Annotated in this window: 22 protein-coding genes and 1 pseudogene; 5 read left to right on the top strand and 18 right to left on the bottom strand. The window is 45.5% G+C overall.

Annotated elements, in window-relative coordinates:
- Positions 1-6: 6 nt before the first annotated feature.
- From nupC to MOF34_RS12425, 7 genes and pseudogenes are all read right to left on the bottom strand, one after another.
- The gene (gene nupC, locus MOF34_RS12455; RefSeq protein ID WP_268400350.1) at positions 7-1,188 is read right to left on the bottom strand and encodes a nucleoside permease NupC; all 1,182 of its coding nucleotides are present in this window, start codon (positions 1,186-1,188) and stop codon (positions 7-9) included.
- Positions 1,189-1,283: 95 nt separating this feature from the next.
- On the bottom strand, positions 1,284-1,955 hold the full coding sequence (gene deoC / locus MOF34_RS12450) for a deoxyribose-phosphate aldolase (protein ID WP_019716261.1): 672 nt from the start codon (positions 1,953-1,955) through the stop codon (positions 1,284-1,286).
- 105 nt (positions 1,956-2,060) lie between these two features.
- The gene (gene deoR / locus MOF34_RS12445) at positions 2,061-3,002 is read right to left on the bottom strand and encodes a DNA-binding transcriptional repressor DeoR (protein WP_019716262.1); all 942 of its coding nucleotides are present in this window, start codon (positions 3,000-3,002) and stop codon (positions 2,061-2,063) included.
- 135 nt (positions 3,003-3,137) lie between these two features.
- Positions 3,138-3,965 (bottom strand): DUF1206 domain-containing protein, encoded by an 828-nt coding sequence (locus tag MOF34_RS12440; RefSeq protein ID WP_268400349.1) that lies wholly within the window; start codon positions 3,963-3,965, stop codon positions 3,138-3,140.
- A 189-nt stretch (positions 3,966-4,154) separates the two neighbouring features.
- Entirely contained in the window at positions 4,155-4,967 is an 813-nt protein-coding gene (yidA, locus tag MOF34_RS12435; protein WP_268400348.1) for a sugar-phosphatase, read from the bottom strand.
- Between the two features lie 39 nt (positions 4,968-5,006).
- Complete coding sequence (locus MOF34_RS12430) at positions 5,007-5,567, bottom strand: hypothetical protein (RefSeq protein WP_268400347.1); 561 nt, start codon at positions 5,565-5,567, stop codon at positions 5,007-5,009.
- Between the two features lie 19 nt (positions 5,568-5,586).
- Positions 5,587-5,881: pseudogene (locus MOF34_RS12425) on the bottom strand (DUF3255 family protein).
- Positions 5,882-5,980: 99 nt separating this feature from the next.
- Here MOF34_RS12425 and cotNE point away from each other — a divergent pair.
- Entirely contained in the window at positions 5,981-6,346 is a 366-nt protein-coding gene (cotNE, locus tag MOF34_RS12420; RefSeq protein WP_268400346.1) for an inner spore coat protein CotNE, read from the top strand.
- A gap of 249 nt (positions 6,347-6,595) precedes the next feature.
- A complete protein-coding gene (locus MOF34_RS12415; RefSeq protein WP_268400344.1) occupies positions 6,596-6,949 on the top strand; it encodes a hypothetical protein in 354 nt (117 codons plus the stop codon).
- Positions 6,950-6,990: 41 nt separating this feature from the next.
- On the opposite strand, the gene MOF34_RS12410 is transcribed toward MOF34_RS12415, so the two are convergent.
- On the bottom strand, positions 6,991-7,389 hold the full coding sequence (locus MOF34_RS12410) for a hypothetical protein (RefSeq protein ID WP_268400343.1): 399 nt from the start codon (positions 7,387-7,389) through the stop codon (positions 6,991-6,993).
- 172 nt (positions 7,390-7,561) lie between these two features.
- Between MOF34_RS12410 and MOF34_RS12405 the strand changes: the two genes are divergently transcribed.
- Positions 7,562-8,527 carry an iron-hydroxamate ABC transporter substrate-binding protein gene (locus MOF34_RS12405; protein ID WP_268400342.1) on the top strand — a complete coding sequence of 322 codons (966 nt, stop codon included), beginning with the start codon at positions 7,562-7,564 and terminating at the stop codon, positions 8,525-8,527.
- Between the two features lie 29 nt (positions 8,528-8,556).
- On the opposite strand, the gene fba is transcribed toward MOF34_RS12405, so the two are convergent.
- From fba to iolA, 10 genes are all read right to left on the bottom strand, one after another.
- Positions 8,557-9,429 carry a class II fructose-1,6-bisphosphate aldolase gene (gene fba, locus MOF34_RS12400; RefSeq protein ID WP_268400340.1) on the bottom strand — a complete coding sequence of 291 codons (873 nt, stop codon included), beginning with the start codon at positions 9,427-9,429 and terminating at the stop codon, positions 8,557-8,559.
- Positions 9,430-9,449: 20 nt separating this feature from the next.
- Positions 9,450-10,286 (bottom strand): 2-keto-myo-inositol isomerase, encoded by an 837-nt coding sequence (iolI, locus tag MOF34_RS12395; protein WP_268400339.1) that lies wholly within the window; start codon positions 10,284-10,286, stop codon positions 9,450-9,452.
- An 86-nt stretch (positions 10,287-10,372) separates the two neighbouring features.
- Positions 10,373-11,242 carry a sugar phosphate isomerase/epimerase family protein gene (locus tag MOF34_RS12390; RefSeq protein WP_268400337.1) on the bottom strand — a complete coding sequence of 290 codons (870 nt, stop codon included), beginning with the start codon at positions 11,240-11,242 and terminating at the stop codon, positions 10,373-10,375.
- Between the two features lie 18 nt (positions 11,243-11,260).
- Entirely contained in the window at positions 11,261-12,295 is a 1,035-nt protein-coding gene (gene iolG, locus MOF34_RS12385; protein WP_268400336.1) for a bifunctional inositol 2-dehydrogenase/D-chiro-inositol 1-dehydrogenase, read from the bottom strand.
- A 22-nt stretch (positions 12,296-12,317) separates the two neighbouring features.
- Complete coding sequence (gene iolF, locus MOF34_RS12380; RefSeq protein WP_019716273.1) at positions 12,318-13,646, bottom strand: myo-inositol transporter IolF; 1,329 nt, start codon at positions 13,644-13,646, stop codon at positions 12,318-12,320.
- Between the two features lie 14 nt (positions 13,647-13,660).
- On the bottom strand, positions 13,661-14,554 hold the full coding sequence (gene iolE / locus MOF34_RS12375; protein ID WP_268400335.1) for a myo-inosose-2 dehydratase: 894 nt from the start codon (positions 14,552-14,554) through the stop codon (positions 13,661-13,663).
- Positions 14,555-14,570: 16 nt separating this feature from the next.
- Positions 14,571-16,484, bottom strand: coding sequence for a 3D-(3,5/4)-trihydroxycyclohexane-1,2-dione acylhydrolase (decyclizing) (iolD, locus tag MOF34_RS12370; protein WP_268400333.1), 1,914 nt, complete (start codon positions 16,482-16,484; stop codon positions 14,571-14,573).
- Between the two features lie 32 nt (positions 16,485-16,516).
- Positions 16,517-17,494, bottom strand: coding sequence for a 5-dehydro-2-deoxygluconokinase (gene iolC, locus MOF34_RS12365; protein ID WP_268400332.1), 978 nt, complete (start codon positions 17,492-17,494; stop codon positions 16,517-16,519).
- Between the two features lie 23 nt (positions 17,495-17,517).
- Complete coding sequence (gene iolB / locus MOF34_RS12360; RefSeq protein ID WP_268400330.1) at positions 17,518-18,333, bottom strand: 5-deoxy-glucuronate isomerase; 816 nt, start codon at positions 18,331-18,333, stop codon at positions 17,518-17,520.
- Positions 18,334-18,407: 74 nt separating this feature from the next.
- Complete coding sequence (gene iolA, locus MOF34_RS12355; protein ID WP_268400328.1) at positions 18,408-19,871, bottom strand: methylmalonate-semialdehyde dehydrogenase; 1,464 nt, start codon at positions 19,869-19,871, stop codon at positions 18,408-18,410.
- Between the two features lie 417 nt (positions 19,872-20,288).
- Here iolA and iolR point away from each other — a divergent pair, with 417 nt between their 5' ends.
- A complete protein-coding gene (gene iolR, locus MOF34_RS12350; protein ID WP_019716279.1) occupies positions 20,289-21,044 on the top strand; it encodes a myo-inositol utilization transcriptional regulator IolR in 756 nt (251 codons plus the stop codon).
- A gap of 53 nt (positions 21,045-21,097) precedes the next feature.
- Complete coding sequence (locus MOF34_RS12345) at positions 21,098-22,030, top strand: aldo/keto reductase (protein ID WP_268400327.1); 933 nt, start codon at positions 21,098-21,100, stop codon at positions 22,028-22,030.
- Positions 22,031-22,086 lie beyond the last annotated feature (56 nt).

Raw genomic sequence — 22,086 nt, 5'->3', positions numbered from 1 at the left:
TTAAGTTCAGTAAATCAAGCCCACAATTGCTGCTGATAAAAAGCTGACAAGCGTAGCGCCGTATAATAATTTTAAGCCGAAACGAGCGACAACATTTCCTTGCTTTTCATTCAGTCCTTTTACGGCACCGGCAATGATGCCGATTGAGGAGAAGTTCGCAAATGACACAAGGAATACCGATACGATCGCTGTTGTACGGCCGCTGAAATGGAAGCCGTTTTGCGTTAGCGACGTCATGGCGACAAATTCATTTGATACCATTTTTGTTGCCATAATGCTTCCCGCATTAACAGCCTCATTCCATGGGATACCCACAAGAAAAGCGAATGGAGCAAACACATATCCAAGTATGCCTTGGAAGGAAATACCGAATACTGCATTGAAAATGCCGTTAATTAAAGCAATAATCGCAACAAATCCGATCAGCATCGCAGCGACGACAACTGCTACTTTGAAGCCGTCAAGGATGTATTCTCCGAGCACTTCGAAGAAGGATTGTTTTTCTTCTTCTTCGACACGGAGCATATCCTCTTCTTTTTTTACTTCATAAGGATTAATAATTGAAGCGATGATGAAACCGCCAAATAAGTTCAAGACGAGTGCCGTTACAACATATTCCGGTTTCAGCATCGTCATATACGCGCCGACGATTGACATTGATACGGTTGACATCGCAGAAGCACATAGCGTGTACAAGCGCTGCTGATTTAAGAGACCGAGTTCTTTCTTCAAGGAGATAAATACTTCTGACTGACCTAAAATGGCTGAAGCGACTGCGTTATACGATTCTAGTCTTCCCATACCGTTTATCTTGCTGAGGGCAAGGCCGATATATTTAATAATAAACGGGAGGATTTTCCATTTTTGCAGAATCCCAATCAAGGCGGAAATAAACACGATTGGCAAGAGAACGTTCATAAAGAAAGTCGTTTGATCCGCGTTCACCAAGCCGCCAAACACAAAGTTGATTCCTTCTGCCGCGTATTCAAGCAGGTAACCGAATCCTTTTGCAAATCCTCCTACGAGGAAATTCCCTACCCCGGTATTGAGGAGAATGTAGCCGAGAATAAATTGCAAAATGAGCATAACAACAATTGGGCGGATCTTAATTCTTTTTTTCCCGCTGCTTGCGATCCACGCGAGGCCTAAAAATACGATCAAACCGATGATCCCAATCAAATACTTCATATGTGTTTCTCCTTTATTTGTATTCGCTTACAATAACTGCTTCCCCAGAAAAGAAAGATGAGTAACGGAAGGGCAATGTGCCTCCCGTCAGCTTCTTAATAGTTGTCTCCGCCTGATGTGTTTTCGCCTTTTACAATGGAAACGCCTGCACTTGCACCAATTCGGCTTGCTCCCGCCTCGACCATTGTGTCTACATCTTCTTTCGTTCTGACGCCGCCGGATGCTTTCACACCGATATCAGGGCCTACTGTTTTGCGCATTAAGGCGATATCTTCCTTCGTTGCGCCGCCTGTTGAGAATCCTGTTGATGTTTTCACGTAATCCGCTCCAGCAGAAACTGCTAAACGGCATGCGCGTTCTTTTTCTTCATCAGTCAAAAGGCATGTTTCGATAATGACTTTGACAAGCGCTTTTCCGGCTGCAGCTTCCACGACACCGCGGATATCCGCTTCAACCACATCGTCTTCTTTGTCTTTCAACGCGGCAATGTTAATGACCATGTCTACTTCAGTAGCGCCTTTTGAAATCGCGTCTTTTGTTTCGAACGCTTTTGTTTCTGTTGTGTTGGCACCAAGCGGGAAGCCGATGACCGTACAGACGTCAACTCCAGTTCCCTCAAGCTCTTTTGCAGCAAGCTCAACCCATGTCGGATTGACACAAACTGAAGCAAATTTATATGTTTTCGCTTCTTGAATTAATGTTAGAATCTCCGCTTTTTGTGTATGCGGTTTCAAAGCTGTATGATCAATTATGTTAGATAAAGACATCCTTCGCACACTTCCTTTTTTGTTAAGATATTTTTTAGCATAACCGACTTTTGAACATATGTAAATTGGTAATTGAAATTTTGTTCAACGAACGGTTTGCCCATGTCACAAATCATTAACAAGCGCCCTCGCAGTATGCTGGTCAATGATTAAAACATTTGCGTATTTTCCGGTTAATGCGCCGTGTATGGAGGACACTTTTCTGCTCCCGCCGGCCACTAAAATGGAGCGTTCTTTCAGCCTAAGGTCTTCAAGCTCAACGCCAATGGTTCGGTCATTGATGGCGCTGCTGCAAATATTCCCTTTCGCATCGAAAAAGCGTGAACAAATATCCCCGACGGCCTGTTTTTTCAACAGGGCTTTCTCTTCTTCGTTAAAATATCCGAGCCGGAACAACAGCGCTTCGTCACGGACTGTTCCCACCGTGAAGAGAGCGATATTCGCCTGCTTGCCCATCTCGATGATCCGCTCAATATGACGGTCTTTCTCCACCATTCTCTTCACATCCGCATTATCAAACACGACGGGAAGCGGGAGATAGCGCGGCATCGTCTGAAATGCCTCTGCAAACAGCTGAATTGTTTCAGCGGAATACGTGTTTACCCGGGAATGGCTGATGCCGCCTTTCAGCTGGACGACCTCGACCCCTTTTACCTGTTTTGGCTGCATGTTTTGCGCCATTTGGTACATGGTGGTTCCCCAGCTGACACCGACAATGTCGCCGTCTTTTACCGTTTCATGCATATATTCTGCACCATAGCGGCTGAGGTCATGAGTAATTCCTGCGTAATCGGGTGTCGGGGAAAATACAACATGCGCCTCGAGAAGCCCGTATTTCTCTTCAAGCATGGAACCGAGCGCATCCAAATCCTCAAAAGGGTCCATGACGCGAATCTGGACAAACCCTTTTGCTTTTGCATATTGCAGCAGCCGGGAAACGGTCGGCCTTGAAATGTTGAGCTGCTCAGCAATTTGCTGCTGACTGTAGTCAGACTGATAATAAAGCCTTGCCGCTTCTATGCTTAATTGCTGTTTTTCCCGATCCATTCCGCACCTCCCTTTGGATCAGTTCATGATGAAACTGCTTTGGATTTGCTTTTATTATACAGGCTGGCCCCAGCTTTCATCCACCTGATTTCTGAGAAACTGAAAAACGCTCTGGGCGCAGGACCTGTCCAGAGCTTACTTCTCCCATGTCATATGCTGAAAAATCCCTTTCATAATAGCGTACATTCCATATAAGATCAGCCCGAACGCCAGTATAGATAGAATCATTTTGCCATGCGGCTGCTGCGCGAGTTCAGCGAGCGCACCGTCAAAGCCTCTTGTGTCGTCAGGATCAGCAGTCATGGCTGTCTTGATGAGAAAATAGCCGATAGCCGAGAAAATAATGGCCCGGGCGATATGGCCCGCGCGCCCGGTGTTTTTCGCGATGCATATCATTTGTTTATTCATTTTTGACGTATCGAATTCTTTCATAAAAGCAGCCCGTACACCCTTCACAAATTGAACGATCGCAAATAGGATAAAACCCGCACCTGTAAGCCCTGTGAGCCATTGGCCGAATGGCTGCGCCAATACATAAGCGGACCACGTCTGTTCTGAAGTGCTGCCGCTCCCTTGATCAAAAACAAACCGAAGGGCATTCCATGCAATCGATGCGTATACGGCGGCGCTGAATAAATTTCCCGTTCTTCGTGACAAGCCCCGCCTGCTTGATCCGTGGCCTTCCGTATCCTTGAACGCACTCAGCACCATCCAGATCACATAACCGACGAGACCGATGCCAATGAAAAAAAGCAAGAACGACCCGTACGGCATGCGTGATAACGTTTGGAGCGCTCCGCTCGAATCTTTCGCGTCGCCCGCTCCGGCTGCCGTCATACATGCTAAAATCCCGAGTAGAATAAACACGCCGCCGAATGCAAAATAACCAAATCTGCCGAATCGCTTGATCCAAGGCTTGGTTTCCTGTTTGATTTTTGACATACACTGGTCTTTTACGGTCATGTGTCTAACCCTCTTTCACAGTATCCTTACTGTTACATTCCCTATTGGTGATAGTTAAAACCGCTTCTGCCTCTGCTCTGGCCGGCAGGGCATGTTTTCGTCTTCCAGGCAGACACTCCGGCAGGCGTGATTCCGCTAGTACAATAAAGCCCCGATAAAAAATCCAGCCTCCTAAAAGGCTGGATTTCATTATTTCGACAAAACAAGCTCGTGAATCGCATGCGCAACGCCGTGTTCATTATTGGAGCGCGTTTGAAAGTTTGCTGCCTCCAATATTTCCGGGATGGCGTTTGCCATGGCAACACCGCAGCCCGCCCATTCAATCATTGTCAGGTCGTTCCCGTTGTCCCCTATGCACATGACTTCGGCCTGTTCAATGCCAAGCTGCTGTGCCAACTGGCGAACGGCATTTCCTTTACTGGCTTCCGGATGCAGAATTTCATAAAAGAAAGGCGCGCTTCTGACCATTGTATATTTTTCTCTCACGTCTTTTGGAATCGATGTAATGACGTGGCTTAAGTTCTCTGGTTTATCAATAAACATCACTTTCGGGATGAGGATATCTTTTGGCATCTCGTCAATCTTACGGAAATGAAGCGGCACTTGCGTCACATAGGATTCATATACGGTAAATTCGCTAATATCCCGGTTAGGCGTATATAAATTAGATGAGTCAAAGAAATGCATCGGCGTCTTCAGCTCTAAGCTCAGATCATATAATGAAGTCAAATCATCATAACCGAGTGACAGCTCCGTGACCACTTCGTTTGTATGGGTATTTTGAACAAGCGCTCCATTATACGCGATGACATAATCGCCATCTTCAATTAAATTCAGTTCATCTAAATATCTCCGCACACCCCCGATCGGCCGGCCGGTGCAAAGCACAATCTTGACACCTTCCGCTTTAGCCGCGTGAAGTGCGTTGCGGACCTCCTCTGTTACTTCATGATGATCATTTAAAAGTGTTCCATCCATATCAATTGCAATTAGTTTGTACATCCTGCATCTCCTTCGTGTCGTTTTCAGGCTATAGTCCCATCATATCGTTTTTTCTTTTTGATATTCAACCGGAAGAGATGATTTTCTCCGGATTCTGTTTAGACGCCGGCCTTGTCTTCGGGTACGCGTACGCGGTTTCCGCTTTCTTTTTTTCTCCACGCCGCCGTTTTCTGCTTTTTCCTGTTTCATCAGCAGGAAGCCGGCCGCTAAAAAAGGAATGCCGGTGATATTCAAGATAGCAAGCTTCACACCCGCCGCCGTCAAAAAGAATACCCATGAAGAGCTAGGGTTCCGTCTGATCATGACGTAAGCCGCCATTTCCAGAACAATCAAGATGGCATGAAGCACTATACAATAAATAAGCAATACTAGCGCAAAAAACAACACATCATTCACGATTGCCCCTGAGTACATCATAGCGCGCATCATTTGTATAAACGATAAGGACTGCATCGATCCACTGATCACATTAGGATTATAAATTGTATAGTCACTAAATAAGTGTTTGATCTTGAGAAAAGCCCCTAATATCAATATCCACTGAATGATATGTAAAATAAGTCCTGTTAGCACCAGTCTTTCAGCTTTTTTATTTCTCATCTTTCTCCTCCTTGCCAGTCTATGATTTGATTCTTGTCATCGTTTTTGCCTGGCCATTTTGCTCCCATATCAGCGTCCCGTTTTTTCCTCTTTTCAGCGTGCTTTTGAGCGGATAATAAGGTCCGCGATACTGAATCCCCACCTTGTAGGATATAAAAGGCAGCTGTACCTCTTCGTCTCTATCACCTCGTCTTTGGTAAAGGTGACTGTTGCTGATTTTACGCCCCCCATGAGTCCCGGGGGCAGCCCGAAAACATGATGCACACAGCAGGTAAAAGCAAAATGCCACATTTGTTTCTCAAGGTGATCACCATCCTTTCCTCCCTTTTTGGGCAAATGCCGTGGCACTGTGCCAATGACCACATAAGTTATAAGGAATACACCCACATTTTATTTTTAAGGAGATTGATGACATGAATCCATATCAGCATTACAACCCGCAGCTGCCTCAGCAGGAACCTTACTATAACCAATATGAATACAACCCTTATCCTCAGCAGGATGTATACGAGCCCTACCAAATGGATAGACAGCCGGCTTTGGAACGAAGAATCGCAGCACTCGAACGGCAAAATCAACAGCAGGCGAGAGAACTAACCCGTCTGACAAACGAAGACCGCCGTCAAAATCGGGAAATCGCACGGATTGCTGAACAGGTTAATCAGTTAAGCCAGACTGTTGAACGCCATACACGCCGCTTAAACCGGCTCAATCAGCGTCTCCGCTCAGTAGAAAACAGGCTGAATATCCCATATACTGCAGGAGAAGGCGGTTTCTGAAGCAGGCAAAGAAAAAAAGCGGAATACGATTCTCCCGATTTCAGGGTTTCGTTTTCCGCAATTCTTATGGTTTTAGAACGGAACATTTACATAAAAAGGGTTTGTACCAGTATACAATCTTTACTGTTTTCATTCAAAGATGGAGAAACTGAGGAAAATAATTGTAGTTCCTCATTTGGAGAATTTCTTTTCATTTTAGTTGCATGATAATACCGACTTACGTCAATCGACCACATGGAGGGATAACTCATGCATCATACACAACACGGCTTGCAGCAGTTGAACCAAGCTCGCCAGACTGCTCAGCAGCTGATTCAGCAAACACAGCAAAGCAGCCAGCAATATCGCCAAATGCTTCATCAAGAGCAGCAAAACATCCAAATGCTGCAGCAGATTCTAAACCACGAACAACAAGCTGCACACACCATTCAGCAAGCGCTGCACGGACATGACACGGCCATTCAAAAATGCCAGCAGGTTGTCAACATGTGCAACCAAATGCAGCAGGAGCTCACTGGACAATCCAGCATGATGAATACGAATGTGTCTACACTGCCATTCGGACAACATACGCCATTCCAGCAGCAATCCTACCAGCAGTAGTATATAAAAAGCTCAACACACTGTTCGTGTTGAGCTTTTTCTTACCGTTCTTTTCGAATATGCATATCCTGAATAGACTGTTTCGGTGCATCAAATCTGCTCTCGGCTTCACTTCTTGCCTCAGCAAAAGCCCGCGCCTCCACATGATCTTTGTAGACATCCAGCTGAATCAAATACAGCGGACGCACTTTAAAACCATGAATAATGGTTACAGCCCACAACGGGAGCACAATAAAAACGCCGGGCCGATCGGGCAGCACAAAACCAAACGCAAATACGAAAAAATAAATGATTCCGTACATGATCCACTTTCTATTTCTCACCTTAATGCCAATAAATAAAAAAGCAAAAAAACTGGTAATGGCAAAAGGCATGAGAATAAACAGCATCCACCAGCTATTCAGCCACTCCCACGCGGCACCTCTTTTAGTAATTCCCATATTTCCCTCCTCCTATTTACCTATAATAATTGATTAAGAATACCGCGTCACCTTAAAAAGAAATTTCTCTCCTTAAAATAGTAATAGACGGAACACAAGTTTCTTGCTATATTATTAATTGATAACGATAATCATTATCAATAATTCAAAATACATATTGGAGGGGTTCTTGATGAAAAAGAACACATTGCTCGCAGGCATGCTGGTACTGCTTCTTATGTTTGCCAGCGCTTGCAGCGGCACGGCCTCGAAAGGAAGCTCAAGTGATTCAGCTTCCGAAAAGATAGAAATGAGAACATACAAATCAACAAAAGGGGACGTCAACATTCCTGCACACCCGAAACGCATCGTTACTGATTTTTATGCTGGAGAATTGCTGTCTGTCGGAGCGAATGTGGTCGGCTCGGGCTCATGGTCATTTGATAATCCGTTTTTAAAATCAAAGCTGAAAGATGTGAAGGATGTCGGTGATCCGATCAGCGTTGAAAAAGTAATGGAGCTTCAGCCTGACTTAATTGTTGTCATGAATGAAGAGAATGTCGATCAATTAAAGAAAATCGCTCCAACTGTTGTCGTTCCTTATAACACAGCGAAAAACGTAGAAGACACAGTCAGCATGTTCGGAGATATCGCTGGAGCGAAAGATGAAGCAACATCATTTATGGATGATTTTAACAAAAAGGCAGCAGCAGCCAGAAAGAAAATTGCCGGCGTCATCGACAAGGATGCAACATTCGGTATTTATGAAAACACGGATAAGGGCGAATTCTGGGTGTTCAATGACAATGGCGGACGCGGCGGCCAAGCTGTATACAACGCGCTAGGGTTAAAAGCGCCTGAAAAAATTGAACAAGATGTCATTAAAAAAGGAGAAATGAAACAGCTCTCTCAAGAGGTCATTCCTGAGTATGCCGCAGATTATATGTTCATTACGGACTACAATCCGAAAGGCGAAAGCAAAACACTCGACAAGCTGGAGGACTCCTCTATTTGGAAAAACCTAGACGCTGTCAAACATAACCGTGTGTTTATCAACGACTTTGACACATTCTACCCGTACGATCCGATTTCCGTCAGCAAACAGGTTGATTTGATTGCTGATATGCTGGTGAAGCGTGAGAAAGAAAACCAAAAATAAGCACTCACGACATTGTGAGTGCTTTTTCTTCAGCTGACTTGCTGTTTAGCGGCTTTTCCCGCTGAGCCGAATTCTCTCATTTTGCTTTTCACTGTTTCTTTTACTGCGTCAATTCCCGGCGTCATATAAGCACGGGGTTCATATAAGTCAGGATTTTCTTCAAACATATCGCGTGTTTTTTCTGCCCATGCCACCATACATTCTGTATTGATGTTGATCTTCGCGTGGCCAAGCTGGATTGTTCTTGCGATTTGATCAGCCGGAATTCCCGATGCGCCGTGAAGAACAAGCGGAATGTTCGTTGTATTAGCGATTTCCTCCATCTCTTTGAATCCGAGCTTAGGCTCACCTTGATACTTTCCATGAACTGATCCAAGCGCAGCAGCCAGGGCATCAATATTGGTTTCTTCCACGAGACGCTGGCACTCATGTAGATCAGCGTATTTTACACCGCCCACAAGACCGTCCTCCATGCCGCCTACCGTGCCGACTTCAGCCTCCACTGACACACCGTGAGGCTTGGCATAGACCGCTACCTCTTTCGTCATGGCAATATTCTGATGAATCGGTGAATGTGATCCGTCAATCATGACCGAGCTAAAGCCTGCTTCAATGGCTTGCTTACAGCGCTTCACACTGCTGCCGTGATCAAGGTGAAGGACAACGGGAACCGTGATTGACAATTCTTCCATCAGCGCATTGACCATCGCGGCTACGGTTTTAAATCCGCCCAAGTAGTCGATCAGCCGATCCGATGCCGCCGCGATAACAGGTGACTGTTCTTCTTCCGCAGCCTGCAAAATCGCCTTCGTCCACTGCAGGCCGTTGATATTAAACTGGCCGATTGCATATTGCTCCCGCTTTGCATCTTCAAGAAGCTCTTTCATCGATACAAAAGCCATGTCCACCCCTCCTTTACCCATTACATGTTGAAGTATTTTGATACGACATTAACCGTTGTTTTTTTCGCTGTCTGAATGGCTTCCTCAGCATTCAGCTTATAGTATTCAGGCCGGAACAGCTCAACCGATACAACACCAGAGTAGCCGATTTCCTTAAGTGCTGATAAGTGGGCATCTAAGTCAATCGCCCCGTGGCCCGGCCATACACGATCCTCATCCATTAAAAAGCCGATAGGGAAATCTTCGGTATCGTCGATATGATAGATGAAAATCTTCTTTCCATCTGCCTGCTTTAAGCTTTCAATATTTGACCCCATTGCATGGAAGTGGAAACTGTCAAGGACAAGCCCAACATTGTCACGGTCGACTGTGTTTACGATGTCGTACGCCTGTTCAAACGTATTAACTGTACACTGTGGATGGCCGACAAATTCAAGCGCAATCTTTACGCCGTACGGCTCCGCGATATCTGAAAGCTCAGTCAGCACCTCTACACTGCTCTTTTTGATCTCTTCTTTCACAATCTTCTGCTCAGTCACCAGCGGAACGGCCACGACATATTTCACACCGAGGGTCTTGCACGTTTCCATCATGTCTTTAAATTCAGTGATGATCTCATCGTGGCCCTTTTCATCACGGTTGTTGAAAAACACGAGTGCGTTTAAGGCAAGCGGCTTGATGTGATGGGTTTGAAAATATTCTGCAAGATCAGCCAATGAATGGTCTTTTAAGTACTCCGGGAGCTTATCCATTGTGCGGATTTCAATATAATCATAGCCATGCTTTTCGCATAATTCTAAATCTTGTTTAAGGTTTGAGTTTTCCAATGTTGTTGCCTCATTAAAACAAAGTTTCATGTCAGACTCCCCCATCTGCATTTTAGATATGAAGGGAGTTCGGCAGGATGGCTATTCGCCATAACCCGCCGAACTCCATGCTCAGCTTATGCCAGACCTAATTCTTCTTTCATTTTCCGAAGCATAAATCGGCTTGATTCATCCGCTCTTTCGTCAACCCAAGCAAAAACGGCATTCGTCGCAATTCCGTCAAACTTCATTTCTCTCAGCTTTCTGAAAATCGTATCAAAATCAACCTCGCCTTGGCCAATGTCCAAATGCTGGTGAACCGTTACTTTTGCGTCAGGCGGATTGACGATGTAACGCAGGCCATGAGCCGCCTTATGATTAAAGGTATCTGCAAATAAAACATGTGTGAGGCGGTCGCCGGCTTGGTCAAACATGGTCTCGATATCGCCTTTGCCGTCATCATAGAAGAACGTATGCGCAGTTGAGTAGACAAGATTGATCCAATCCTTGTCAAGCGCGCGGATCATATCCATCGCACCCTTGTGCGTTTCGATAAAATCGTACGGATGGGCTTGAAGATTGAGTTTAATGCCTTCTTTTTCAAAGACTGGCAGAAGCTCATCCATGGATTTGATAAACTTTTCTTCACTTGTTAAAGGATCATATTTTGAACCGCTGAATTCACTGTTCATCAAATCCACTTCAAGCTCAACCGCAATTTCGATTGCCCTTTTCCAGTTGCGCACCGCAGCCTGGCGGCGGTCTTCATCAGGGCCTGCCCAGTGATAAAGCGGAAGGAGTGATGAAAGCTTAACGCCTGTATCCCGTAAAAGCCGCTTTAATTGTTTGATCTTTGCTGAATCGACTTTCGGATATTTATAAAATGGACAGAAATCCTCACGCGGCGACAACTCGATATATTCATAGCCAAGCTCTGCCGTTTTATAGACCATTTCCTCTAACGTTAAATCATCTCGATACATTGATGGATCTAATGCTAATTTCATGTTTTCACTCCTCTTTTTTTAGTTTTCTACTGTTGTAAAAGATTGATAGAATTCCGGTTTTTCCTTTAATTCAACCTTTTCTTTTTGTCCAGATTCCTGGGCTTTGACACACGCGTCAGTCGTAACAGCAGCAATATAGCCGTCCCATGCCGTCGGGCCGCTGACCTCGCCTTTCTTTTGAATCGAATCAATGAAGTCTTGGATTTCCACATCGTACGCGGCTACAAAGCGTCTCTGCCAATCCATCAGAATATCTGTGCTGAATTTGCCTTCTTTTCTCATGCTGATGCTTGATGGTTCAGGAAGCTTGATGATGCCGTCTTCTCCGACGATCTCACATTGAATGTCATAACCGTATTTACAGTTGACATAGATTTCAGCATTGATGACGATACCGCCTTTTGTTTCGATTAAAACGATTTGCGGATCTTTTAAATGCGGAAGGGCATTTTTCGATTTTTTCGGATAGATGACCTGAACGGACTCGTAGTCATCATTTACGAGCCAGTGCAGCACATCAATTTCATGAACAAGCGTGTCGACTACGGCCATATCCGTTGTGTAGTTGTCTCCCACAGTCGGGTTGCGGTGCGCACAGTGAATCATAAGCGGCTCGCCGATGACACGATTGTCGAGCGCTTCTTTCAGCTGTACGTAACCGCTGTCATACCGGCGCATGAAGCCAACTTGAACAAGGCGTTTGCCCACTTTCATTTCTTCTTCAACGATGCGCATGCATCCCTCAGCCGTTGTCGCGAGCGGCTTTTCACAGAACACATATTTCTGGGCTTGAATGGCTTTCAGCACGCTCGATTCATGCGCAGGCCCCCAGCTTGTCACTAAGACGGCGTCTACATTTTCGTCTGCAAGCAGGCTGTCATCATTGGGATAAACCGTCGCGTTTAATTGGTATTGCTCAACAACCTTTTGTGCAGCTTCTTGATTGACATCCGTAACAGCAACGATTTCTGCGCCGGATAGTTTGTTCGTGATGCGGTTAATATGTTCTTTTCCGATTGCTCCAGTTCCAATTACACCAATACGTAAATTCATTGACAGCCACTCCTTCTGTTGGTTACATCATTTTGCTATCTGTTCCTTGCTTTACTTGGCCCTGAGGAGATCCAGCTCCGTAGAGTTCCTCTTGAATTTGTTCAAGCGACTTGCCAGACGTATTCGGCGCGAAGAGAAGCCCGATGATCATACTGGCCGTCACACAACCTAGGAGAATTGCAGCCATCGTTCCAATGCCGAAATTGGTCATAATCATTGGGACAAACAGACTCCAAATCCCTATTGAAATACGGACTAAGAAAAACATCAGTCCCTGTGCAGAAGCACGATACTGTGTAGGAAAGATTTCACTTGCCCATAACTGATAGTTCGCTTGCTGCCCGGCTCCGTTATTGATGCCGATTACGACAATAAACAAGAGCAGAACCGGCAGGCCTTCAACCGGCAGCAGAAACAGTGTCCATCCGATCACCGCCATAAAAGCGGCGATTCCAAATACGGTTTTTCTATATTTGTCGGCAAAGGGCATGAAGATAAAGGCGACCCCTAATCCGGTGAAGATAAACAGGCCCATTTGCAAAAGGTTTGCCATGTTGGCAGATACACCGCCGACCTGCTGATAAATGTATGGCATAAAGAAACCCATCACTCCGGCGGCTAAATTCCAAACCAAGTACACACCCATCAAAAACAGTATGTTTTTTACATACATTGGCTTGAGCAAATCAAAATACGATGTTTTATTCAGTACGGCCGGCTGCTCTGACTGAGCATCTCCCAGCTGATTTTTAGGCTGCCAGGCGTCTGACTCCGGAAGCCTGATTCGCAGGATATACGTAATCAGTGCAATGACAAGCAGATGGGCAAATACGATTTTGTTCCCCAAGAGGCCTAAATCACCGACCAGTACGGAGAGAAGCAGCACAACGACTGCCCCCGCCGCCCAAGCGACTTGTGCCACGCCGCAATGGCGGGCCCGGTTTTTCTTTGGCGCATTTTCTGCAATAATGGTCCATGATGCCGTAATGTCAGCTCCCACTGATAAACCGATAATCATGTAACCGCTTAACAAAATGGGGAAATTCACCCCAAACAAAACGAAACAAATCCCTATTGCATAAACCAGCATGCTATTGGTATAAACAGCCTTCCGCCCGACTTTATCAGCCAAATACCCGCCAAGCAGTGCGCCGACAGCGGCAGAAATTGCGTTTGCGCTTAGCGCGCCGAGCAGCCCGATTTGCGTATCAGATAGCTTTAGGTAACTGACCCATAATGATAAACCAGCAGAGCCCGCCACAATGGAACCGGCATCAATGTAGTTGGCCAAAGCTGCTGCGATTGTCCGTTTATTGAAGGCCGAGGCTGAATCTACATTGGTATTACCCATATATTCAGTCCCCATTAAGCCAGATCCAACAACTGCTCATCAATATAGTTTCTCGCGATCAATGCATACTCAAGCGGGTTTGCAACATCGGGGTCCTGTTCAGCTTCAACGACAATCCATCCGGAATAATCGTGCTTCAACAGCTGTTGATATACTTCTCTAAAATCAATGCATCCATCACCGGGAACCGTGAACATGCCTTTTAAAAATGCTTGCCGAAACGATTCCCCTCCAAGCCTGCATTGTTCCATGACATTCAGGCGGGCATCTTTAAAGTGCACATGCTTAATGCGGTTGATATGCTTCTCAAGCATCCCCACATAGTCACCGTCAGAAATATACGCATGGCCTGTATCATAGAGGAGGTGTACATGCGCAGGGTCTGTTCCTTCCATCAGGCGGTCGACTTCTTCTGCCGTTTGGACACCGGTGCCGAGATGGTGATGATAGACGAGCTTCAGGCCATGCTGGTCAGCAATTTCGCCAAGGTGATTCAGCCCTTCGCAAAGCCTTTCCCATTCATCATCCGTAAAGTGCGGCTTCTCTGTGAACACGTTTTTCTCCAAGCCTTGCACGCTGTAGGTTTGTTCAGAGACAACTGCGACATCCGCGTTTACTTGCTGCAAGTACTCACAATGCAGGGTAAATGCCTTTGCCGCTTCACCAAGTCCGTCACGCAACATAAAACTGCTGAACCATTTTCCCGCAATGCGTAAATTCCGAAGCTTCAGCTCTTTGTTCAGGATGGCAGGTTCGGGGAAAAAGCCCCCGACCTCCGTGCCTTGAAAACGTGCGACAACAATATCACTTAACAAATGCTGAAGTGTATTTCCCGCTCCAATTTCAGGCATATCATCATTCCGCCACCCAATGGGAGCGATCCCCCACAGGATTTTATTTTTGCCCATCTATGGTGCCTCCCCTCTAATACTGCTTCGCAGATTCCAGCATTTTCTCTTTTGCTTCGTATGCTTTCTGTATGCTTTCTTGTTCAGATACCTCTGCTACGCCGACATGCCACCAGCTGTCATAGCCGTCCGTCATTGTTTTTGGTAGAACCTTCATCTCAATTAACGTTGATACATCTTGTTTCTTCGCATCCTCTAACGCCGCTTTTAATTCTTCTACTGTGTTTGCACGGTAGGTTTTCGCGCCGTATCCTTCAGCAACTTTTGCATAATCGACATTTAAAATCTGGTTGTCTTCTGTGCGGAACTCACAATAGTAGCTGCCGCTGCCGTGATCCATTTGCAGGTTGTTGATGCATCCAAAACCAGAGTTATCAAAGAGCAGCACATTAATTTTCTTATTGTACTGAATCGCCGTAATTAGCTCGGAGTGAAGCATCAAAAAGCTGCCGTCTCCGACAATGGAATATACTTCTCTGTCAGGATGGGCCAGTTTAAGACCCAGTGTCCCGGACACTTCATAGCCCATGCAGGAATACCCGTATTCCAGGTGATACGTATTCGGAACATTTGAATGCCACAGACGCTGCAAATCTCCTGGAAGGGAGCCTGCTGAACAGATGATCACACTGTCTTCAGGTATCGTCTCGTTGATTGCCAGCAATGCCGTTGTTTGCGGAAGCTCAGTATGCAACGCGTCAGCGTATTCATTTAGAACCTCTTGAGAGAAATGATGTTTGATTTCCGGATCAAATGCTTCTCGTTTAAACGTCACTTTGCTGAGGCGTTCACGTTCAGCGAGCCATTCATCCTTCAGCTCCTTAATCGTTGAGCCGAAATCGCTCTTATAGCCTTCAAGCAGGCCGTGCAGTTCGCCAAGGGTCACTTTCGCATCCGCTACCACTTGGAATGCGTCGAGTTTGTACGCCTGCATTCGGCTGACATTGATGTTCAAAAACTTCGCTTTATCGAAATCAAAAGCGGTCTTAGAGGATGTCGCAAAATCGGTATATCTTGTGCCGATACCGATAATTAAATCAGCTTGGCGGGCCGCTTTATTTGCCGCAAGTGTTCCTGTGATGCCCATTCCGCCGAGGTTGTTGGCAAAATCCGCTTCAACAGTCGACTTTCCTGCCTGCGTTTCAACTAACGGAATGTGATACGCTTCAGAAATAGCAACCAATTCATCGCGTGCACCGGAGTATTTTGCGCCTCCGCCGACAAGGATTACAGGATTTTTGCTGGCTTTAATCAACTCCGCAGCACCTTGAAGCTCACGCTCGCTCGGCTGCATGCGATCAATATAATGAACCCGTTTGACGAAGAAACTTTCATCAAAGTCGTATGCCTCTCCTTCGACATCCTGAGAGATACAAATCGTTGCCGGACCTGCTTTTGCCGGGTCAGTCATGACTTCAAACGCGCGCAGCAAACTGCTCATAAGCTGTTCAGGGCGCGTAATGCGGTCCCAGTATCTCGAGACAGGTTTCAATGCATCGTTTGTCGTAATCGCCGCACTGTATTCTTGCTCCATTTGCTGCAGTACAGGGTCTGGCTGTCTTGTCGCAAATGTATCTGCCGGAATCAAGAGAACCGGGATATTGTTTGCCAATGCAGTGCCGGCTGACGCCACTAAGTTGGCCGCTCCCGGCCCGACGGATGTAGAGACCGCATATATTTTTCTTCTTAGCATTTGTTTGCTGTACGCCATTGCGGCATGCGCCATTCCTTGTTCATTCTTCCCTTGATAGACTTTCAAATGGCCTGCATCCTGCTCAAGCGCCTGGCCGATCCCTAATACGTTTCCATGACCGAAAATCGTGAAAATCCCTTCTACAAAAGGCTCTTCCTTTCCATCTACATGGATGTACTGCTGGTTTAAGAATTTAATCAGCGCTTGTGCTGTTGTTAAGCGAATTTTCTTACCCACAAACGATCCCACCTTTACTCGATCTTTTTCAATTATGACTGTGCTTCAATAAGCTGTACGATTTCATCCGCCGTCGGCATGGCTTCCGATGAGCTGTGCTTGCTGACAACAATGGAGGCTGACGCGCTGCCGTATTTCAATGCCGTTTCAATGTCTTTGCCGCTGACAAGGCCATAGATAAAGGCTGACGCATAGGAGTCACCGGCTCCAAAGGTTTTCAGCACTTTTGTCTTGTACGCTTGGGCGCGGAATACCTCGCCAGATTTGCTGTAGGCGTAGGAGCCTTCGACGCCGTGTTTGATGACAACAAGGTCGGCTGAATGATCAAATAAATGATTGACGGATTCCTCATTGCTACCGCCTGTGCGGTTTTCCATCACATCAAATTCATCGCGTGTGCCGATGACGATATCAGACTGCTCGGCGACCAAAGAATAGTAAACGGCTGTTTCATCGGCTGACTGCCACGTGTACGGGCGGTAATCCAGTTCGAACACCACTTTAACCTGATGCTTCTTCGCATATTGAACAGCTTTTAACACCGCTTCCCGTGACGGGCTTTTGGCAAGTGCAGTCCCGGAGACAAGCAGCATTTTCGCATTTGCGATATAGTTCTCGCTTACCTCTGAAGGCTCAAGATAAAGATCCGCCACATCATCGCGATACATGAGGATGCTGCATTCTTCGGGGCTGAGGATTTCTGTAAATGCTAAGCCTGCTTTGTGTCCATCCTGATCAACAATCATCTGCGTTGTATCAACGCCGGTTTTTCTCATATAGGACTCTATGAATCTTCCATGCTGGTCATCTGGAATTTTGCCGATAAAGCCTGCTTTTAAGCCAAGCTTCGCGCTGCCGATCGCGATATTCGCAGGTGAACCGCCGACGTATTTGGAAAATGTCATCGTTTCTTCCATTGGGCGGTTGTATTCGACTGCGTTCAGATCAATACATGCCCGGCCGATGGCAACAATATCAAAAGCCTTCTCTTCATTGAATGTATACTTCATCGTAAACAGCCACTCCTCACTTGTTAGCGTTCTAAAATCCACTCATGCGCCGGGTCATTATGAAACTTCCATTTCCGCGTCGGCCCTGCCATGACATTTAAATAGTAGGATGTGTATCCGTCCGGCACGCCTACCGGGTGGTATCCAGCAGGAACAATGACAACGTTTTCATTTTCTACAGTCATTGTCTCGTCAATGGAGCGGTCATCTGTATATACACGCTGAAATACAAAGCCCTGTCCCGGGTCTAATTCATGGTAGTACGTTTCTTCTAAGAAAGATTCCTCAGGCAAGTTGTCTTGATCGTGTTTATGAGGCGGGTAGCTGGACCAGTTGCCGCTGTCTGTATAGACTTCAACTACTAATAGGCTGTTAGCTGAAGGGTCTGAATCCGGAAGAATGTTATGAACAGTACGTTTGTTTGAAAACTTCCCGCGATGCTCAATTCCGTTGTCCTCCGCTTTGATCAGCTTTGTCGGCAACTGGTTTTCCGATGGAGAATAGCAAAGCGCAACCCTTGCGTCGCTGACCGCTGCGATCTCAAAGGAACGGTCATTTGAAATATAGACGCTGTCTGTCGGTTTTCGTTCAAATACGCTTTCACGTGTGCCGATATGCTCAAAAGTTGACTCATGATCGGTCACTGTAATCTTTCCTGTTACCGCCACAATACAGATTTCTTGTTTTTTCAATTCCTCTGCATAGCTGGAACCGGAAGCGATATCTAGCACCTTAAATTCTACATAAGTGAGATCAGAGTTGGATTTCGTTACTTCATGCACCAGTTTGACCCCATTAGACACTTCATTCGACTGCGGCTTACGCAACAAATCACTCATAGTGAAGCCCTCCTCTTTCTATTGGTAGAATGAGTCCAAACAGCGCGCATAGACGCCGTTCGGCTGTTGGTCGTTTAGTTGAAATCAGGTGCAGGATATCTTGCCGTAACCACTTTTTTACGTGTATAGAAGTCGACGCTGTCTTTTCCGTTCGCATGCAGCGTTCCAAAGAATGAAGACTTCCAGCCTGAGAATGGGAAGAACGCCATCGGAGCCGGAACACCCAGGTTGATGCCGAGCATACCCGCATCAATGTTTTCACGGAAGTAGCGGATTGCGTTTGAGTTGGATGTGAACAGGCAAGCACCATTCGCAAACTCAGACTTATTGGCAATCTCAATTGCTTCTTTCAGGTTTTTCACGCGGATGACAGATAAGACCGGAGCAAAAATTTCATCTTTCCAGATCGTCATCTCTGTCGTGACATTATCAAAGATCGTCGGGCCGACAAAGTAGCCGTCGTCAGACACATTTTCACGTCCGTCACATACGAGTCTCGCGCCTTCTTCCAGCCCTTTTTCGATATAGCTGAGCGTGCGCTTCTTGTTGTCTTCGCGAATCACCGGTCCTAAGAACACGCCGTCATCAAGGCCGTTACCGATTTTAATGTCAGCCACTTTTTCCTGCAGCTTCGCCATAAACTCATCAGCAATTCCTTCTTCAACCGTCACAACCGCACAAGCCATGCAGCGTTCACCGGCAGAACCGAAGGCTGCTCCGACGATGTTTGTGATTGTATCTTCGAGATTTGCATCATTCAGGACAATCGTATGGTTTTTCGCGCCAGTCAGAGATTGAACGCGTTTTAAGTTTTCGCTTCCTTTTTTGTAGACGTATTCGCCGACCGGCTTGGAGCCTACTAATGAAATCGCTTTAATTTCAGGATGCTCAAGGATGCCGTTCACAACGTCATGCGCACCGTATACGACGTTGAATACCCCTTTTGGAAGGCCCGCTTTTTCAAAAAGCTCAACCAATTTCTCTGTTAACAGCGGTGTCCGCTCAGATGGTTTTAAAATAAACGTGTTGCCGAGCGCGATTGCCATCGGGAACATCCAGCAAGGAACCATCATCGGGAAGTTGAATGGCGCAATTCCGCCGACAACTCCGATTGGATAGCGGTAGTTGGCCGCTTCAACATCTGTTGCGATGGAAGCAAGTGAGTCACCCATCATCAGGGAAGGTGCTCCGGCCGCGAATTCTACGTTCTCAATTCCGCGTCCCACTTCTCCCAGTGCTTCTTTTGTGTTTTTTCCATTTTCAATGGTAATCAGATGAGCAAGTTCTTCTCTATGCTGAGACAGCAGCTGCTGGAAGTTAAATAGGATTCTGGCCCGGCGCGGAACCGCCACTTTTGACCAAGTTTCAAACGCCTCAGACGCTTTTTCCGCTGCGTAATCGATATCCTCTTTTGTTGAAATCGGCACTTGGCACAGCACTTCTTTCGTCGCCGGATTCACAACGTCTTCATATTTATCTGTTTTGCTTTCAACCCATTCACCGTTAATATAGTTTTTTAATTTTCTGATTTCTCCCATTCTGATTGCCTCCTTCATTAGTAAACACATACACTTGTATGGATGGTTCAGGATAGATTCATATCAATATCCACTGTTTCAGTAAGCCAAGAATTAAACGCTTTCAAAAAAACCAAAAAAATAAATGGCGGTTCAGTTTTAGATACAAGCAACCATTTCATAAACATCAGGTTACTTTTTGGTCATTTCTTGGTTATATTCTAATCGCATAATACCCATAAGTCAATCACAAACTCTAAATTTTTTCATTATTTTTATTATATTAATCTTTTAACTAATGAAGAGAGTAACGAGAAGTCCGTTGAATCTTGCAAAAGATATACACTGATGTTATCATTTTTTAAGCAACTATTGATCAATTCTTGGGTTTTATTATATATTTATGTTACGTAAAGATTCAAGAAGGAGTTTATTTATATGAAACTGATGCGGATTCAAGAAATGGAGGAGTACATTTTATCGCATGGCACTGTTTCCTTAGATGAGCTGTGCCAGGTATTCAATGTCTCTAAAAACACAGTCAGACGTGATATCAATAAGCTAACAGAAAAGGGTGCGATTGAAAAAGTATACGGCGGCGTAACATCTATTGAGAAAACCGCATTAGTTCCTTTTGAGAATCGCACCATTCAGCACCAAGACGAAAAAACAAAAATTGCTCACTATGCATCCCGTTTTATTGAAGATCACGATCTGATTTTCATTGATTCAGGAACAACAACAAAGTCTATTCTCGATACGCTTGATCCTGCCAAAGATGTCACCATTTTGACCAACAGTTTAGACATTATCAATGCGGCGTCAGCTTTGAAGCATATCAACTTAATCATTATCGGAAATAATTATAAGAGAAAAACGCGCTCCTTTGTCGGAATGGACGACCCGGCTATGCTTGATAAGTACAATATCAACAAAGCCTTTATGTCTGCTACCGGAACGACGCTGACACACGGATTGACCAATTCGGATCTGCTCGAGTACGAAATTAAAAAAAGGATTTCGGAAAAAGCAAAAGAAGTGTATTTATTGGCTGACCATTCTAAATTCGGAAAATCAACGCTGCTGACGTATGCACCGTTTGACAGGCTGCATTGCATTGTGACATCCCAGCCATTAGATGACGAGTACACGCAGTATTGCAATGAGCACCAAATCGGCATTCATCTGGCCTAGCGGTTACAATAGTGTTGAGATTCTTTCATCCATTTTATTCTAGGAGGCAGATCATGAAAAAAGCTACGCTCGGAAAATCAGACTTGCAGGTATTCCCTATCGGATTAGGAACAAATGCTGTCGGAGGACATAACCTCTACCCGAATCTGAATGAAGAAACCGGAAAAGAATTGGTTCGCGAGGCGATTCGTAATGGCGTGACAATGTTGGATACCGCTTACATTTACGGAATCGGCCGTTCTGAAGAATTAATTGGCGAGGTGCTGCGTGAATTCAACCGTGAAGATGTTGTCATCGCGACGAAAGCCGCGCACAGAAAACAAGGAAATGACTTTGTCTTTGATAATTCACCAGAATTCCTTAAGAAATCAGTTGATGAAAGCCTGAAGCGTTTGAATACCGATTATATCGATTTGTTCTACATTCACTTCCCGGACGAACATACACCTAAGGATGAAGCTGTCAACGCGCTGAATGAGATGAAACAAGCCGGAAAAATTCGCTCCATCGGTGTATCAAACTTCTCTATAGAGCAATTGAAAGAAGCAAACAGAGACGGATTGGTAGATGTATTGCAAGGCGAATACAACCTGTTAAACCGTGAAGCGGAAAAGACATTCTTCCCGTATACGAAGGAGCATAATATTTCATTTATCCCTTACTTCCCGCTCGTATCAGGATTATTGGCAGGCAAGTATACAGAAGATACAACGTTCCCTGAAGGAGACCTGCGAAACGAACAGGAACACTTCAAAGGCGAGCGTTTCAAAGAGAATATCAGAAAGGTCAACAAGCTTGCGCCGATTGCTGAAAAGCACAACGTGGACATCCCTCACATCGTATTGGCTTGGTATTTGGCAAGACCGGAAATTGATATTTTAATCCCTGGCGCAAAACGTGCCGATCAGTTGATTGATAACATCAAAACAGCTGACGTGACGCTTTCTCAAGAGGATATTTCGTTTATTGATAAGCTATTCTCATAAGAAATAGAAAACAGCCTTCTCCAATGAGAAGGCTGTCAGGCTGTCGAGAAAATCTC

It is taken from the genome of Bacillus sp. T17B1 (genome assembly GCF_026796395.1).
GTDB lineage: Bacteria > Bacillota > Bacilli > Bacillales > Bacillaceae > Bacillus > Bacillus spizizenii_A.
Note: the sequence above shows the minus strand (reverse complement) of the source record. Positions and strands in the feature narration are given on the sequence as shown.

Excerpts from the sequence above, each read along its gene's own strand:
- MOF34_RS12415 (WP_268400344.1), top strand. The coding sequence starts at position 6,596 with ATGCATCATACACAACACGGCTTGCAGCAGTTGAACCAAGCTCGCCAG.
- fba (WP_268400340.1), bottom strand. The coding sequence starts at position 9,429 with ATGGCTTTTGTATCGATGAAAGAGCTTCTTGAAGATGCAAAGCGGGAG.
- iolA (WP_268400328.1), bottom strand. The coding sequence starts at position 19,871 with ATGGGAGAAATCAGAAAATTAAAAAACTATATTAACGGTGAATGGGTT.
- deoR (WP_019716262.1), bottom strand. The coding sequence starts at position 3,002 with ATGGATCGGGAAAAACAGCAATTAAGCATAGAAGCGGCAAGGCTTTAT.
- iolI (WP_268400339.1), bottom strand. The coding sequence starts at position 10,286 with ATGAAACTTTGTTTTAATGAGGCAACAACATTGGAAAACTCAAACCTT.
- yidA (WP_268400348.1), bottom strand. The coding sequence starts at position 4,967 with ATGTACAAACTAATTGCAATTGATATGGATGGAACACTTTTAAATGAT.
- iolF (WP_019716273.1), bottom strand. The coding sequence starts at position 13,646 with ATGGGTAATACCAATGTAGATTCAGCCTCGGCCTTCAATAAACGGACA.
- iolC (WP_268400332.1), bottom strand. The coding sequence starts at position 17,494 with ATGAAGTATACATTCAATGAAGAGAAGGCTTTTGATATTGTTGCCATC.
- MOF34_RS12405 (WP_268400342.1), top strand. The coding sequence starts at position 7,562 with ATGAAAAAGAACACATTGCTCGCAGGCATGCTGGTACTGCTTCTTATG.
- MOF34_RS12430 (WP_268400347.1), bottom strand. The coding sequence starts at position 5,567 with ATGAGAAATAAAAAAGCTGAAAGACTGGTGCTAACAGGACTTATTTTA.
- MOF34_RS12390 (WP_268400337.1), bottom strand. The coding sequence starts at position 11,242 with ATGAAATTAGCATTAGATCCATCAATGTATCGAGATGATTTAACGTTA.
- deoC (WP_019716261.1), bottom strand. The coding sequence starts at position 1,955 with ATGTCTTTATCTAACATAATTGATCATACAGCTTTGAAACCGCATACA.
- MOF34_RS12410 (WP_268400343.1), bottom strand. The coding sequence starts at position 7,389 with ATGGGAATTACTAAAAGAGGTGCCGCGTGGGAGTGGCTGAATAGCTGG.
- MOF34_RS12345 (WP_268400327.1), top strand. The coding sequence starts at position 21,098 with ATGAAAAAAGCTACGCTCGGAAAATCAGACTTGCAGGTATTCCCTATC.
- iolE (WP_268400335.1), bottom strand. The coding sequence starts at position 14,554 with ATGGGCAAAAATAAAATCCTGTGGGGGATCGCTCCCATTGGGTGGCGG.
- MOF34_RS12440 (WP_268400349.1), bottom strand. The coding sequence starts at position 3,965 with ATGACCGTAAAAGACCAGTGTATGTCAAAAATCAAACAGGAAACCAAG.
- iolG (WP_268400336.1), bottom strand. The coding sequence starts at position 12,295 with ATGAATTTACGTATTGGTGTAATTGGAACTGGAGCAATCGGAAAAGAA.
- iolR (WP_019716279.1), top strand. The coding sequence starts at position 20,289 with ATGAAACTGATGCGGATTCAAGAAATGGAGGAGTACATTTTATCGCAT.
- iolB (WP_268400330.1), bottom strand. The coding sequence starts at position 18,333 with ATGAGTGATTTGTTGCGTAAGCCGCAGTCGAATGAAGTGTCTAATGGG.
- cotNE (WP_268400346.1), top strand. The coding sequence starts at position 5,981 with ATGAATCCATATCAGCATTACAACCCGCAGCTGCCTCAGCAGGAACCT.
- nupC (WP_268400350.1), bottom strand. The coding sequence starts at position 1,188 with ATGAAGTATTTGATTGGGATCATCGGTTTGATCGTATTTTTAGGCCTC.